Origin of the sequence: Streptomyces subrutilus (genome assembly GCF_008704535.1) — a bacterium.
In the GTDB taxonomy this organism is placed as follows: Bacteria; Actinomycetota; Actinomycetes; order Streptomycetales; family Streptomycetaceae; genus Streptomyces; species Streptomyces subrutilus.
This window is the reverse complement of record NZ_CP023701.1, coordinates 2,509,063-2,522,110: the sequence shown is the minus strand read 5'-3', so window position 1 is coordinate 2,522,110 and position 13,048 is coordinate 2,509,063. Positions and strand designations below refer to the sequence as shown.

The window sequence follows — 13,048 nt, the reverse complement described above, 5'->3', positions numbered from 1 at the left end:
GGGAGCGGCCGGCGGCTGGCGATACCCGGTCCATTGTCCGGGCGAACCCGCCGGACGGCGCGTCGAGCCCGCGGAGCCCGGGCCCCGCACCGCGAAACAGGCACCGGCACCCCGCTCCGGGACCCGGTGCCGGCAGCCCCCGGAGGCCCGGGGGCCGGGCGGGCGGATCAGGCCTTGCCGCGGTTCTCCCGCAGGTGCTCGGCCACCGGGCGCAGGGAGGAGCGCAGGGCGGCCAGGGCGTCGGGCGGCAGCAGGTCGATGAAGTGCCTGCGGACGGACGCCACGTGGTGCGGGGCGACCTTGCGCATGGTCTCCATGCCCTCGTCGGTGAGCACCGCGAACAGCCCGCGGCGGTCGGACTCGCAGTTCACCCGGCGGACCAGGCCCGCCGCCTCCATGCGCGTGATCTGGTGCGAGAGCCGGCTCTTGGACTGCAGGGTCGCGGTCGCGAGGTCGCTCATCCGCATCCGGTGGTCCGCGGACTCCGAGAGGTTCACGAGGATCTCGTAGTCGTTGTTGGTGAGTCCGAAGGGCTGGAGATCCTTTTCCAGCTGGTGCATCAGCAGTCTGCTGACGTCCAGGTGGGTGCGCCAGGCGCACTGCTCGGCCTCGCTCAGCCAGGGGGTGGCCGTCCCGGTCTCCATGGTCTCCATGAATGAACTCTACCTAAGAAGTTGAATTGCGTACAAAGATCGGGGGTGTCGGGAGGCGCGGATCACAGTCCGAAACGGCGCTGGAGATCACCCAGCTGCCCCGGCATCCGCGGCACGCCGAGCTGCCCCAGCGGACCCTGGCCCGCACCCGGCACGCCCTGCGCGTTGCCCGCGGCCGCACCGGCGCCGACCGCGCCGACCGCCTGCTCCGCCATCAGCATCTCGGAGGACTGGAGCAGCACCGTGCCGGCCCCCACGAACTCGAACTGGTGCTCCTCGCCCGAGGCGCCCCCGATGCCCGTCAGCGACCGCAGCCCGCCCATCACGCCCGACATGTAGCCGTGGTCGTAGTGGTGGCAGGGGGAGGGGCAGTCCGCCCAGCCCACCAGCGCCTGCGGGTCCACCCGGATCGGCGGCTCCATGAACACCACCGGCCCGTTGGACGCCGCCACGAACTTGCCCGTGCCGATCAGGGTCAGGAAGCCCGGCACGATCGACTGCTTCAGGGCCAGGGAGGGCTGGTACGCGAGCAGGTTGCCCGACCGGATCGTCAGGTTGCCGTCGTCCAGGTCGAAGGAGTTCACGTCGAAGGCCCGGTCGGCCAGCAGCATCTTGCCCTGGCCCTCGGCCACCACCCAGTCGGAGGCGTGCAGCGGGGAGTGGAAGCTGGTGCGCAGCAGCCGGTCGAAGCGGCCGTGGCCGATGCCGTTGAACTCGATGCTCCCGTAGTACGAGATCATCTTGCCCTTCTGCAGGAACCACTGGCTCCCCTTGAGCTCCACGCAGAAGGTGTACGCGTTCACGTTGTCGTCGGACGGCAGGGTGTACGGGTCGAAGACCGTCGGGCCCCCCGGGCCGCCGGTCACGGGGCCAAAGTTCACAGCTTCTCCTCCGAGGCCTGTACGTACACCGCGCCCTGGCCGGACAGCTCCAGCTGGAACGCCTCGCCCGAGCCGCGCCCCACCATGTCGCGCCAGCCGAGCGCCGTGGAGAGCCTGTTGCGCACGTCCCCGTGGTGGGCGACGTACGCCTGCGGGTCCACGTGGACCGGGCGCTGGGGGGTGATCGGCAGCTCGACGACCCCGCCGTGGGCCATCACGGCGACCGCGCCGTGCCCCTTGAGGGTGGTGGTGAACAGGCCCTGGCCGCTCACCTGGCCGCGGACCATGCCCATGACCCCGCCCTGCGAGCCCATGAACATCGTGCCCTGCCGGAGGGTGCCGTCGAAGGCCAGCAGCCGGTCGGCCTCGACGTACAGCGTTTCGCCCGACAGGTTGATCACCTGGATGTGGTGGCCGCCGTGGCCGAACATCACCGTGCCGCTGCCCTCGACCTCCATCAGCGGCGTCTGCTCGTTCGCCACCCGCCGGCCGATCATGCCCATCACGCCGCCCTGACCGCCGGTCAGGCTCGGGGTGAAGGAGACCTCGCCGCGGTACGCGAGCATGGCGCCGCGCTGGCTGTACATCTTCTGCCCGGGGACCACCTGGGCCTCGATCATCTTCGAGTTGACCTCGCGGAACGGCATCAGACGTCGCCCCCGACGGTATTGCGCTCGCTGGGCTGCACGTAGACCAGGCCCTCGCCCTCGAAGCGGATCTGGAAGGCCTCGCCGGACCCCTCGCCCATCAGCGTGCGGAAGTTCACGCCCGACTGGAAGGACTGGTGGAGGTTGCCGGTGTGCGCGACGTACGCCCCCGGGTCGACGGACAGCGGGTACTGGGCGCTCACCCGCAGCACCACGGCCGGGCCGTCGGAGGTGATGGCCGCCTGGCCCGAGCCCTCGACGGTGGTCGTGAACAGCCCGTTGCCGGTGGTGGCGCCGCGCAGCCCGGTGAAGGTGGTGCCGGTGCGCAGGCCGGCGTCGGTGCACAGCAGGTTGCTGGACTCGACGTAGAGCTTCTCGCCGCGCAGATTGACCAGATTGATCTCACTGGCGCGGTCGGCGAAGAAGCAGGTGCCGTGTCCCTGTACCTCCATCACGGTCATCTGCTCGCCGGTGAGCCGCCGGGTCACCATGCCGCGGAGGCCTTCGCCGCCGCCGGACATCTTCTTGAAGGCCATCTGGCCGTCGTACGCGACCATGGCGCCGTTCTTCGCTTTGACGGCGTCCCCGGTCAGGTCGACGGCGAGCACCTTGCTGCCTTGGAGTCGGAACTGAGCCACGGGATGACGTTATCGGCAGCGGGCGGGCCCGAGAAGGGGCTTGTGGCCGATATACGCCACACCGGCGCCGCGTCCGCGGGTACCCGGGTCAAGATCCCGCAAAGCGGCTGAGACACTGGAGCCGACCCTGGCCTCCATCCCGAAGGTTCCCCGTGGACATCAAGACCGCCTCCGCCCTGCACCGGCTGCGCCTCATCTCCGTCCCGGAGGCGCTGTCGTTCCCGGCCCTGCTGATCTTCGGTTCGCTGCTGAAGCGGACGACGGACATCGACTACCTGATGATGCCGCTCGGCATCCTGCACGGCATCCTGTTCGTCATCTACTCCGTCTTCCTGCTCGACGTGTGGAACCGGGCGAAGTGGCCGGTCAAGAAGGTCGCGCTGTTCTTCCTGCTGGCGCTGGTCCCCTTCGGCGGGCTCTACGGCGACAAGCTCCTCAAGCGGGACGAGGCCGACAGCGTCGTGGCCGCCCGCGCCCGCGAGGCGGCCCGCGCATGATCGTCGCGTTCTCGGTGACCCCGCTGGGCGTCGGCGAAGAGGTCGGCGCGTACGTCGCCGACGCGGTCCGCGTCGTGCGCGAGTCGGGCCTGCCCCACCGCACCGACGCCATGTTCACCACCGTCGAGGGCGAGTGGGACGAGGTGATGGACGTCGTCAGGCGCGCGGTGGCGGCCGTGGAGGCCCGGGCACCCCGGGTCTCCTTCATCCTCAAGGCCGACATCCGCCCCGGCGTCACGGACGGCATCACCTCGAAGATCGAGACGGTGGAACGCCACCTCGCCGGGGGCTGACGCGCTCACACCGCGTGGACATGCACGTCAGTCGGATTCAGCACGGCCAGATAGGCGGCGATGTCCTCCGGATCGCTGGTGAAGATCACCGCACTGCCGTGCTTCGCGGCGGCCAGGGCCACGCAGGCGTCCACCGCGTCCGGCCGCTTCTTCGGGGGAAGTCCGGCCCGTCCGAGTGCGGTGCCGATGCGGCGCCAGTCCGTCAGGTCGAAGCCCGTCGCGCACGCGATGCACTCGGGTCGGCCGGCCCCGGTCTCGCGCATGGGCGCGGCCGAGCCGCGCGCCTGCGGTACGGAGCAGTCCTGAAGGACCGTGGCCAGCGCGTGCACCAGTGCCGGGTTCGGGCGCCACACCTGAGCCAGCACGGGTCCCAGCACGAGGGCTCGGTGCGGGGTGGCCTTCAGGGCTTCGTGCAGGCGGACCGCCTTGGCCTTGCGGTCGGCGAGGGCGATGAGCATGCCGCTGTCGTAGACGGGGATCCTCGTGCTCACGCGGCGTGCCCCGGGCGGGCGCCCGTTCTGGCCGGCCCGTAGACGAGGTCGAGGGCTGCTTCGACGTCCTGCCGCTCCTGCTCCGTCAGCTCCCCGACCGGTGGCTCCGCCTCCGTGAGTACGCGCCCGGCCTCGGCCTCCGTTGCCGCGATCAACGCGTCCACGCCCGCGAACTGCGCCTCTATGGTCTCGGTCTCCGCCATCTGCCGCGTGGCGGCGTGCATGAGGTACGCCGAGACGTCCAGGCCGGCCCGCTCGGCGTGCTGCCTGATGCGCTCCGCCTGCTGCTGTTCAAGGCTGATGCTGATCCGGGTCTTGGCCACGGTCGTAGTGTATGACGCGTATTACGCCCCGCCAAGTGTGGTTCGCCGACGATGCCGCGGCGGAACCGGCACCCACCGCCGCGGGCGTGGTCAGGGGGTCGGCGGGGGTTCGCCCGTGGTGAGGGCGATGGCCAGCGGGGTGCGCTCGTACAGCACCTGGTGCCCGTGGCGGGCCGAGATCAGCAGGCCCGCCGCGCGCAGCACCCGCAGGTGCGCCGAGACCGTGGACGGGGCCAGGCGCAGGCGGTGGGCCAGGGCCGTGGTCGAGGCCGGCTCGTGCAGCGCGCACAGCACGTCCGCGCGGACCGGCCCCAGCAGCCGGGCCAGCGCCCGCGGGGTCGGCTCCGGCGCGGCCGCCCACAGCGCGCCGATGCCCCGGGCCGGGTAGACGACGGTCGGCTGCCAGGGCGGGTCGTAGCCCCCGACCACTTCCGGCCAGCCGAACGCGCTCGGCATCAGCAGCAGTCCCTGACCGCCCAGCGACCGGTCGTGGTGCGTCCGGCGCTCGATGGCGAGGGTGCTGCTCTCCCCGTGCCAGCGCAGGTCCGGATGGAGCCCGTCGAACAGCGCCTCCAGACCGCCCGCCGCCAGCCGTCGCGAGTGGAAGAGGACGTCCGCCTCCAGCAGGGCGCGCAGCCGCGGCCAGTCCGGGGCGACCAGCGCCTCCCAGGCCCGCTCGGTCAGATCGGCCAGCTCGCGCACCGTACGGGCCGGATCGGCCAGCATCCGCCGCCCGGCCGCGCTCTCCAGGGCGCCCGGGGTGCACGCGAGGGAGCGCCGCACCTCCTCCCGGGCCGCCCCGGGATCGGCGGCCCGCACCCGGGCCAGCTCCTCCGCCATGGTCACCGAGGGCCCGAGCGGCGGCGGGCTCAGGAAGTCCGGGTGGTGCCCGGCGGTCGGCATCAGCAGCCACAGCGGACGCAGGTCGAGCCCCGCGGCAGCGGCGCGGACCCGGCGCAGCCAGGGCAGGTGGTACGCCTGCCGCTGCGGGTCCCGCAGCACCCGCACCGCCTCCTGGGTCTCCCAGCGCGGCGAGACGGCGAACCGGCACCGCAGCAGGTCACCGGGGCCGAAGCGGTAGTGGAAGCCCACGCGGCGCACCCCTCCCCGGACCCCTCCGGTCCGCGTCCACTCCGTACCGCCTGTCTTCAGAGCCGTCTGGGCCCCCAGAGCCGTCAGACCCGTCAGGGCCCGCCTGATCCCGTGAGAGCCCGCAGAGCCCGCAGAGCCCTTGGGCCCGCAGAGCCCTTGGGCCCGCAGAGCACGTCAGAGCCGCCCTTCCGGGTCCGTTTCGGCCCTTCCCGCCCGACGCTACGCCATCGGCGCACCGGTCCCCGGCCGTCCCGGGGCGGCCGCCGCCACCCCGGGACATTCGTGCCGGGCCGAATGTCTGGGGCCGCGGGGGGCCGGCGCGCAAGGTGCCGGGATGAGCACCGTCACCCCGCCCGCCGAGGCCGCCGCGCCGTCCGCCGGATACCGGGCCGTCTTCCGGGTCCGGGAGTTCCGGCCCGTCTTCGCCGCCCACCTGCTGTCCGTGCTCGGCGTCGTCGTCGCCGAGATCTCCCTCACCGTCCTCGTCTACCGCGCCACCGGCTCCCCGCTGATGAGCGCGCTCACCTTCGCCCTCGGCTTCCTCCCGTACGCCCTCGGCGGCACCCTGCTCGCCGGGACCGCCGACCGCCACCCCGCCCGGCGCGTGCTCGTCGGGTGCGACCTGCTCTGCGCGGCCTGCGCCGCGGCCATGGCCCTGCCGGGCACCCCCGTGGCGCTGCTGCTGGTGCTGCGCTGCGCCATGGCCTTCGTCGCCCCCCTCTTCCAGGGCACGCGCAGCGCCTCCCTCGCCGACATCCTCGGCTCCGGCGACGCCTTCGTCCTCGGCCGCTCGCTGCTGCGCATGGTCGCCCAGAGCGCCCAGCTCATCGGCTTCGGGCTCGGCGGCCTGCTGCTCACCGTCCTCGCGCCGCGCGGTGCCATCGCCCTGACCGCCGCCGGGTTCCTCGGCTCCGCGCTGCTGCTGCGGCTCGGCACCGCGGCCCGGCCCGCCCGCGCGGCCGGGGACCGCGGCACCCCGCTCGCCGGCCTGCGCGCGGTGTTCGGGAACCGCCGGCTGCGCGCGCTCGTGCTGCTGTTCTGGCTGCCGCCGCTCTTCGTCGTCGTCCCCGAGGCGCTCCTCGCCCCGTACGCCGACGGCCTGGGCGCCTCCACCGCCGTCCTCGGGCTCCTGATGTGCGCGCCGCCCGTCGGCACGATCGCGGGAGAGCTGTGGGCCGGCTCCGCGCTCACCGCCCGAACGCGTTCGCGGATCGTGGCCCCGCTCGCCGTCCTCGCGCCGCTGCCGCTCCTCGTGTACGCGCTCCGGCCGGGCCCGTACGCCGTCCTCGCGGCCCTGCTCCTGGCCGGCCTGGCCCAGGCGCACACCCTGGGCCTCGACCGCTGGTTCGTGGACGCCGTCCCCGAGGAGCTGCGCGGGCGGGCGATGACCCTGCTCGGCACCGGCCTGATGACCCTCCAGGGCGTGGGCATGGCCCTGGCCGGCCTGGCCGCCGAGTTCCTGCCCGTCCACCTCGTCGTCGCCGGGGCCGGAGCCCTCGGCGCGGCCGTCGTCCTGGCCCTGCTCGCCGCCCTGCGGGCCGCGGGGACGGGGGAGGGGGCGCCGAGGAGTGAGACGGGGCTGACCGCCAAATGACCGCCCGGTAGGGTCTGAAGCGTGCCCAAGCCGCTCAGCCTTGCCTTCGACCCCATCGCCCGCGCAGACGAGCTCTGGCAGCAGCGCTGGGGGCCGGTGCCCTCGATGGCCGCGATCACCTCGATCATGCGGGCGCACCAGATCCTGCTCGGCGAGGTGGACGCGGTGGTCAAGCCGTACGGGCTGACCTTCGCCCGGTACGAGGCGCTGGTGCTGCTCACCTTCTCCAAGGCGGGCGAGCTGCCGATGTCGAAGATCGGCGAGCGGCTGATGGTCCACCCGACCTCGGTGACCAACACCGTGGACCGCCTCGTGCGCTCCGGACTCGTCGACAAGCGGCCCAACCCGAACGACGGCCGCGGCACCCTCGCCTCCATCACGGACAAGGGCCGCGAGGTCGTCGAGGCGGCCACCCGGGACCTGATGGAGATCGACTTCGGCCTCGGCGCGTACGACTCCGAGGAGTGCGCGGAGATCTTCGCCCTGCTGCGCCCGCTGCGCGTCGCCGCCGCCGACTTCGACGAGAAGTGACGCGGAGCACGGCGGTCGGGCGGGCTCCGCACGGCCCCCGGTCAAGATCGCGCAAAGCGGACGGCTAGGCTCGACGCCATGAAACGCAGTGTGCTGACCCGCTACCGGGTGATGGCTTTCGCGACCGCCGTGATGCTGCTGGTGCTGTGCACCTGCATGGTCTTCAAGTACGGCTTCGACCGGGGCGCGGACCTGACGTTCGTGGTGTCGCAGGCCCACGGCGTGCTCTTCATGATCTACCTGGTCTTCGCCTTCGACCTGAGCTCCAAGGCCAAGTGGTCCTTCGGCAAGATGCTCTGGGTCATGCTCAGCGGCACCATCCCGCTGGCCGCCTTCTTCGTCGAGCGGCAGGTCCGCGCCGAGGTCGAGCCGCTGGTCACCGGCGGTCCGGCGACCGTCAGGGCGTAGCCGCCGGTACTTCGGCCGGCACCCCCGCCGACACCCCCGGGACGACTCCCGGGGGTTTGCCATCGACATTTACTAGGACGTCCTAGTAAATTCATGGGTATGGACGCTGACCTCATCGAGGAGGGCCGCCGACGCTGGCAGGCCCGTTACGACAAGGCCCGCACGCGCGAGGCCGACTTCACCACGCTCTCCGGCGACGAGGTCGATCCCGTCTACGGGCCCCGCCCCGGCGACACCTACGAGGGCTTCGAGCGCATCGGGTGGCCGGGGGAGTACCCCTACACCCGCGGCCTGCACGCCACCGGCTACCGCGGCCGGACCTGGACCATCCGGCAGTTCGCCGGGTTCGGGAACGCCGAGCAGACCAACGAGCGCTACAAGATGATCCTGGCCGCCGGCGGCGGCGGACTGTCCGTCGCCTTCGACATGCCCACCCTCATGGGCCGGGACTCCGACGACCCCCGCGCCCTCGGAGAGGTCGGCCACTGCGGCGTCGCCATCGACTCCGCCGCCGACATGGAGGTCCTGTTCCGGGACATCCCGCTCGGGGACGTCACGACCTCCATGACGATCTCCGGCCCGGCCGTGCCCGCCTTCTGCATGTACCTGGTCGCCGCGGAGCGGCAGGGCGTGGACCCGGCCCTGCTCAACGGCACGCTCCAGACCGACATCTTCAAGGAGTACATCGCCCAGAAGGAGTGGCTCTTCGAGCCGGAGCCGCACCTGCGCCTCATCGGCGACCTGATGGAGCACTGCGCCGCGGGCATCCCCGCCTACAAGCCGCTCTCCGTCTCCGGCTACCACATCCGCGAGGCCGGGGCCACGGCCGCCCAGGAGCTCGCCTACACGCTCGCCGACGGCTTCGGCTACGTCGAGCTCGGGCTCTCCCGCGGCATGGACGTGGACGTCTTCGCGCCCGGCCTGTCCTTCTTCTTCGACGCGCACCTCGACTTCTTCGAGGAGATCGCCAAGTTCCGCGCCGCCCGCCGCATCTGGGCCCGCTGGATGAAGGAGGTCTACGGAGCCAAGAGCGACAAGTCGATGTGGCTGCGCTTCCACACCCAGACCGCCGGGGTCTCGCTCACCGCGCAGCAGCCCTACAACAACGTCGTGCGCACCGCCGTGGAGGCCCTCGCGGCCGTCCTCGGCGGCACCAACTCCCTGCACACCAACGCCCTCGACGAGACCCTCGCGCTGCCCAGCGAGCAGGCGGCCGAGATCGCCCTGCGCACCCAGCAGGTGCTCATGGAGGAGACCGGGGTGGCCAACGTGGCCGACCCGCTGGGCGGTTCCTGGTACGTCGAGCAGCTCACCGACCGCATCGAGGCGGAGGCCGAGAAGATCTTCGACCAGATCCGCGAGCGCGGCCTGCGCGCCCATCCGGACGGCCGGCACCCCATCGGACCGATCACCTCGGGCATCCTGCGCGGCATCGAGGACGGCTGGTTCACCGGCGAGATCGCCGAATCCGCCTTCCAGTACCAGCGCTCGCTGGAGAAGGGCGACAAGCGGGTCGTCGGCGTCAACGTCCACCACGGCTCGGTCACCGGCGACCTGGAGATCCTGCGGGTCAGCCACGAGGTGGAGACCGTCCAGGTCCGCGAGCTGGCCGCCCGCAAGGCGCGGCGCGACGACGCGAAGGTCACCTCGTCGCTGGAGGCCATGCTGGCCGCCGCCCGCGACGGATCGAACATGATCCCCGCGATGCTCGACGCCGTACGGGCCGAGGCCACCCTCGGCGAGATCTGCAACGTGCTGCGCGAGGAGTGGGGCACCTACACGGAGCCGCCCGGCTTCTGAGGCCCGCTCCCGGCCCGCGCACGGCCTCCGGTCAAGGCCGTGCGCGGGCCGGAGCCGGCGTCCGCGTCCGGGTTCTGGAGACCGTGCATCAGCAGCGCCGTGAAGGTGGCCACCCAGAGCGCGTCCACCGGTTCGGAGCTCACCAGGGCGCGGTGCACCACCGTGCCCGCTATCACGTCGAAGATCAGGTCGGTGGTGCGGTCCGCGAGCGACTCGTCCTCCTCGCGCGGGAGCTCGCCGCGGGCCTGGGCCCGCTCGCGCCCCAGTACGACGAGACGTTTCTGCCGGTCCACGATGGCCGACCGGATCCGGCCGCGCAGCGCCTCGTCGCGGGTGGACTCGGCGACCACCGCCATCAGCGCGGTCCGGGCCTCCGGCCGCCGCAGCAGCTCCGCGAACTGCAGGACCACGTAGGCGATGTCCGCTTCGAGGGAGCCCCGGTCGGGGAGTTCGAGCGCGTCGAAGAGCTCCGCGACCGCGTCCACCACCAGCTCGTTCTTGCCCGCCCAGCGCCGGTAGAGGGTGGTCTTGGCGACCCCGGCCCGGGCCGAGACGTCCCCCATCGTCAGCTTCGACCAGCCCAGCTCGACCAGTGCGTCCCGCGTCGCCCCGAGGATGGCGGCGTCGGCGGCGGCGCTGCGGGGGCGCCCGGTACGGCCGTGCGTCGGACCGGCGCCGGTGCCGGGGCTGGGGTTGCGCATGGCCGAGACCATACCCGCCAGTAGCCACGTGTCGGCGGCCACGTTCCGTGTGGTTCAGATCACGGGGCGCCGGGGACGGGTGAGGAGTTACGCTACGGCTCGTAGCGTAAGAGCGACAACCACGCGAAGGGCTACAGGCGCCAGGTGGGGACCCGGCGCCGACCGTACGGCGATCGCGGTGAGGCGTGAATTCACCCGATCTTTTTCGTCGGCGCGCACGCACGGGGGAGGATGTACGCATGCAGCCCAGAAACATGTCCATGAGCGGCGTCGTCGACCTCGCCGCGGTGAAGGCGGCCGGCGAGGCCAAGGCCAAGGCCGAGCAGGCCCGCGCCGACGCGGCGCGCCAGGCCGCCCAGGGCGGCGGCGCAGGCCCGTCCGCCGGCGCACTGCCGCCGTCCGCCCTCGTCATCGACGTCGACGAGGCCGGTTTTGAACGCGACGTCATCCAGCTCTCCGCCGAGGTCCCGGTCGTCCTGGACTTCTGGGCCGAGTGGTGCGAACCGTGCAAGCAGCTCAGTCCGCTCCTGGAGCGGCTGACCATCGAGGCCAACGGCCGCCTCGTGCTCGCCAAGGTCGACGTCGACGCCAACCAGATGCTCATGCAGCAGTTCGGCATCCAGGGCATTCCCGCGGTCTTCGCCGTGGTCGCCGGCCAGGCGCTGCCGCTGTTCCAGGGCGCGGCCCCCGAGCAGCAGATCCGCGAGACCCTCGCGCAGCTGGTCCAGGTGGCCGAGGAGCGCTTCGGGATCATCGGCGTCGAGGTGGACCCGGACGCCGAGGGCGCCCCCGCGGCGGACGCCGCGGCCGAGCCCCCGGCCGGCCCGCACGACGCCCTGCTGGAGGCGGCCGTGGTCGCGCTCGACGCGGGCGACCTGGCCGGCGCCGTCCAGGCGTACAAGAACGTGCTGTCCGAGGACCCGCGCAACAGCGAGGCCTCGCTGGGGCTGGCCCAGGCCGAACTCCTCGTCCGCGTCCGGGACATGGACCCGCAGGCGGTGCGGGCCGCGGCGGCCGCCGACCCGCGCGACCCGGCGGCGCAGATCGCCGCCGCCGACCTGGACCTGGTCGGCGGTCACGTGGAGGACGCCTTCGGGCGCCTGGTGGACACCGTGCGGGTGACGTTCGGTGAGGACCGCGACGCCGTTCGGGTGCGCCTGCTGGAGCTGTTCGAGGTCATCGGCGCGGACGACCCGCGGGTCTCCGCGGCGCGCACGGCACTGGCCCGGGTCCTCTTCTAGGAGCAGCGCACCGGCGGCCCGCGCAGCCCCGCGAACCGCCGGTGATTTGTTGTCACGGAGATAAACAGCGGCCGCACTTTGCCAAAACTTGGTAATTGCGGCTGCTGTTACTCGCAGTAAACCGAACCCCGTGAACTGTCCGGTGTGTTCACACTTCCCCTGATCTGTCGTGGCCATTGGTGACACCGTGTGTCGCTGCCCGACGCCACTGGGTCGGCCCCCGGTTATCTGGCCGTTACCCGCCAGTAACGAACCCCCTTGTGCCCCGGCCGGGAATGGACCACGATCGGCGACGCTCGGTCCTTCCCGCAGAGCCGCTCATCCGGAGCCGCGGTGGAGGGTCCCCACCGGGCCGGTCGGTGGCAGTGGCACCGGTCGTGGGACAGGGGGGTCTCCGCCGTACAGCGGGGCCTGTCCTCTCAGGTTGCGCGAACGCGTGGCCCAGTGGTTGTCGCTCGGGGGTGATCGCCGGTGGATCGGACGTGGCACGACCGCGGCCCGGGCCGCCTGCGCTCCTTCCCGAGGACGTAGCACTTCTCCCATCCCAGGACGGGTACGGCCCGGACCGGAGATGTACGTCCGAGAAGGAGGAACGATATGAGTTCTCAGGTTCGTGGCGGGACCAGATGGAAGCGCTTCGCGCTCGTCATGGTGCCGAGCATCGCGGCCACGGCCGCGGTCGGTGTGGGTCTGGCGCAGGGTGCCCTCGCGGCGTCCTTCAGCGTCTCCGGCCAGGACTTCAAGGTCTCGGCCGACAAGCTCGACGGTGACAACCTCATCCAGTACGGCGGGATCGCCGAGGGGCACGACCTCAAGGGGAACGCGGCGGCCCACCCGGTCACCATCTCCGGGTTCAGCCACGCCGAGATCACCAACATGTGCCAGTCCCTGGTCACCCCGACCCCGCTGGGCAACATCACGCTCCAGCTGCGTACGGGTCACAAGGGCAAGCCGGCCGTCGCCGACAACATCTACCTCGATGTTGCGGAGCTCGACACCGACGCCGAGTTCAAGAACCTCGACATCGGTGTCGCGGTCGGCGACCCCAGCCACAAGACCAAGCCGCAGGCCGGTACGGTCGCCAGCCCGTACGCGTTCTCCCAGCGTGCGGACAAGGCCATCCTGTCGAACGTCCGGCAGAAGGCGTGGGCGACCACGGCGGGCACCTTCAAGCTGCCCGACCTGAAGCTGCGCCTGCTCGGTGGCGACCAGCCGTGCTACCAGGACGAGAAGTAGTCCGTCCCGGCGCCTGACCGGT

At 72.1% G+C, this 13,048-nt stretch carries 16 protein-coding genes; 8 read left to right on the top strand and 8 right to left on the bottom strand.

Annotated elements, in window-relative coordinates; all coding sequences use genetic code 11:
- Positions 1-167: 167 nt before the first annotated feature.
- The 4 genes from CP968_RS10710 to CP968_RS10695 form a co-directional block, all read right to left on the bottom strand.
- Positions 168-644, bottom strand: a complete 477-nt coding sequence (locus tag CP968_RS10710) for a MarR family winged helix-turn-helix transcriptional regulator (RefSeq protein ID WP_150521847.1) — start codon at positions 642-644, stop codon at positions 168-170.
- 71 nt (positions 645-715) lie between these two features.
- Positions 716-1,519: an AIM24 family protein gene (locus tag CP968_RS10705; RefSeq protein WP_150521846.1), complete on the bottom strand. Its 804-nt coding sequence runs from the start codon at positions 1,517-1,519 to the stop codon at positions 716-718.
- 11 nt (positions 1,520-1,530) lie between these two features.
- Positions 1,531-2,181, bottom strand: a complete 651-nt coding sequence (locus tag CP968_RS10700; protein WP_150517795.1) for an AIM24 family protein — start codon at positions 2,179-2,181, stop codon at positions 1,531-1,533.
- Positions 2,181-2,819, bottom strand: coding sequence for an AIM24 family protein (locus tag CP968_RS10695; RefSeq protein ID WP_150517794.1), 639 nt, complete (start codon positions 2,817-2,819; stop codon positions 2,181-2,183). Before CP968_RS10695 ends, CP968_RS10700 begins: the two co-directional genes overlap by 1 nt.
- A gap of 152 nt (positions 2,820-2,971) precedes the next feature.
- Between CP968_RS10695 and CP968_RS10690 the strand changes: the two genes are divergently transcribed.
- A complete protein-coding gene (locus CP968_RS10690; RefSeq protein ID WP_150517793.1) occupies positions 2,972-3,316 on the top strand; it encodes a DUF3817 domain-containing protein in 345 nt (114 codons plus the stop codon).
- Entirely contained in the window at positions 3,313-3,609 is a 297-nt protein-coding gene (locus CP968_RS10685) for an MTH1187 family thiamine-binding protein (protein ID WP_150517792.1), read from the top strand. Before CP968_RS10690 ends, CP968_RS10685 begins: the two co-directional genes overlap by 4 nt.
- A gap of 5 nt (positions 3,610-3,614) precedes the next feature.
- Here CP968_RS10685 and CP968_RS10680 read toward each other — a convergent pair whose 3' ends face one another.
- The 3 genes from CP968_RS10680 to CP968_RS10670 all read right to left on the bottom strand — a co-directional run bounded on the left by CP968_RS10680 (position 3,615) and on the right by CP968_RS10670 (position 5,515).
- Positions 3,615-4,100, bottom strand: coding sequence for a hypothetical protein (locus CP968_RS10680; protein ID WP_189828863.1), 486 nt, complete (start codon positions 4,098-4,100; stop codon positions 3,615-3,617).
- Positions 4,097-4,423, bottom strand: coding sequence for a plasmid mobilization protein (locus CP968_RS10675; protein WP_150517791.1), 327 nt, complete (start codon positions 4,421-4,423; stop codon positions 4,097-4,099). Before CP968_RS10675 ends, CP968_RS10680 begins: the two co-directional genes overlap by 4 nt.
- A 90-nt stretch (positions 4,424-4,513) precedes the next feature.
- Positions 4,514-5,515 (bottom strand): ArsR/SmtB family transcription factor, encoded by a 1,002-nt coding sequence (locus tag CP968_RS10670; RefSeq protein WP_150517790.1) that lies wholly within the window; start codon positions 5,513-5,515, stop codon positions 4,514-4,516.
- Between the two features lie 334 nt (positions 5,516-5,849).
- On the opposite strand from CP968_RS10670, the gene CP968_RS10665 reads away from it, so the two are divergent.
- From CP968_RS10665 to icmA, 4 genes are all read left to right on the top strand, one after another.
- Positions 5,850-7,109, top strand: coding sequence for an MFS transporter (locus CP968_RS10665; protein ID WP_150517789.1), 1,260 nt, complete (start codon positions 5,850-5,852; stop codon positions 7,107-7,109).
- A 21-nt stretch (positions 7,110-7,130) separates the two neighbouring features.
- Entirely contained in the window at positions 7,131-7,640 is a 510-nt protein-coding gene (locus tag CP968_RS10660) for a MarR family winged helix-turn-helix transcriptional regulator (protein WP_150517788.1), read from the top strand.
- Between the two features lie 78 nt (positions 7,641-7,718).
- A complete protein-coding gene (locus CP968_RS10655) occupies positions 7,719-8,048 on the top strand; it encodes a DUF3817 domain-containing protein (protein ID WP_150517787.1) in 330 nt (109 codons plus the stop codon).
- Positions 8,049-8,147: 99 nt separating this feature from the next.
- Positions 8,148-9,848 (top strand): coenzyme B12-dependent isobutyryl-CoA mutase large subunit, encoded by a 1,701-nt coding sequence (gene icmA, locus CP968_RS10650; RefSeq protein WP_150517786.1) that lies wholly within the window; start codon positions 8,148-8,150, stop codon positions 9,846-9,848.
- Here the strand turns inward: icmA and CP968_RS10645 are convergent.
- Complete coding sequence (locus tag CP968_RS10645; protein ID WP_229886120.1) at positions 9,824-10,549, bottom strand: TetR/AcrR family transcriptional regulator; 726 nt, start codon at positions 10,547-10,549, stop codon at positions 9,824-9,826. The genes icmA and CP968_RS10645 overlap by 25 nt on opposite strands.
- Positions 10,550-10,788: 239 nt before the next feature.
- Here CP968_RS10645 and CP968_RS10640 point away from each other — a divergent pair, with 239 nt between their 5' ends.
- Positions 10,789-11,790 carry a tetratricopeptide repeat protein gene (locus CP968_RS10640; protein ID WP_150517785.1) on the top strand — a complete coding sequence of 334 codons (1,002 nt, stop codon included), beginning with the start codon at positions 10,789-10,791 and terminating at the stop codon, positions 11,788-11,790.
- 597 nt (positions 11,791-12,387) lie between these two features.
- Positions 12,388-13,026, top strand: coding sequence for a DUF6230 family protein (locus CP968_RS10630; RefSeq protein WP_150517784.1), 639 nt, complete (start codon positions 12,388-12,390; stop codon positions 13,024-13,026).
- Positions 13,027-13,048: the final 22 nt, after the last annotated feature.

Excerpts from the sequence above, each read along its gene's own strand:
- CP968_RS10710 (WP_150521847.1), bottom strand. The coding sequence starts at position 644 with ATGGAGACCGGGACGGCCACCCCCTGGCTGAGCGAGGCCGAGCAGTGC.
- CP968_RS10700 (WP_150517795.1), bottom strand. The coding sequence starts at position 2,181 with ATGCCGTTCCGCGAGGTCAACTCGAAGATGATCGAGGCCCAGGTGGTC.
- CP968_RS10685 (WP_150517792.1), top strand. The coding sequence starts at position 3,313 with ATGATCGTCGCGTTCTCGGTGACCCCGCTGGGCGTCGGCGAAGAGGTC.
- CP968_RS10665 (WP_150517789.1), top strand. The coding sequence starts at position 5,850 with ATGAGCACCGTCACCCCGCCCGCCGAGGCCGCCGCGCCGTCCGCCGGA.
- CP968_RS10655 (WP_150517787.1), top strand. The coding sequence starts at position 7,719 with ATGAAACGCAGTGTGCTGACCCGCTACCGGGTGATGGCTTTCGCGACC.
- icmA (WP_150517786.1), top strand. The coding sequence starts at position 8,148 with ATGGACGCTGACCTCATCGAGGAGGGCCGCCGACGCTGGCAGGCCCGT.
- CP968_RS10645 (WP_229886120.1), bottom strand. The coding sequence starts at position 10,549 with ATGCGCAACCCCAGCCCCGGCACCGGCGCCGGTCCGACGCACGGCCGT.
- CP968_RS10640 (WP_150517785.1), top strand. The coding sequence starts at position 10,789 with ATGCAGCCCAGAAACATGTCCATGAGCGGCGTCGTCGACCTCGCCGCG.
- CP968_RS10630 (WP_150517784.1), top strand. The coding sequence starts at position 12,388 with ATGAGTTCTCAGGTTCGTGGCGGGACCAGATGGAAGCGCTTCGCGCTC.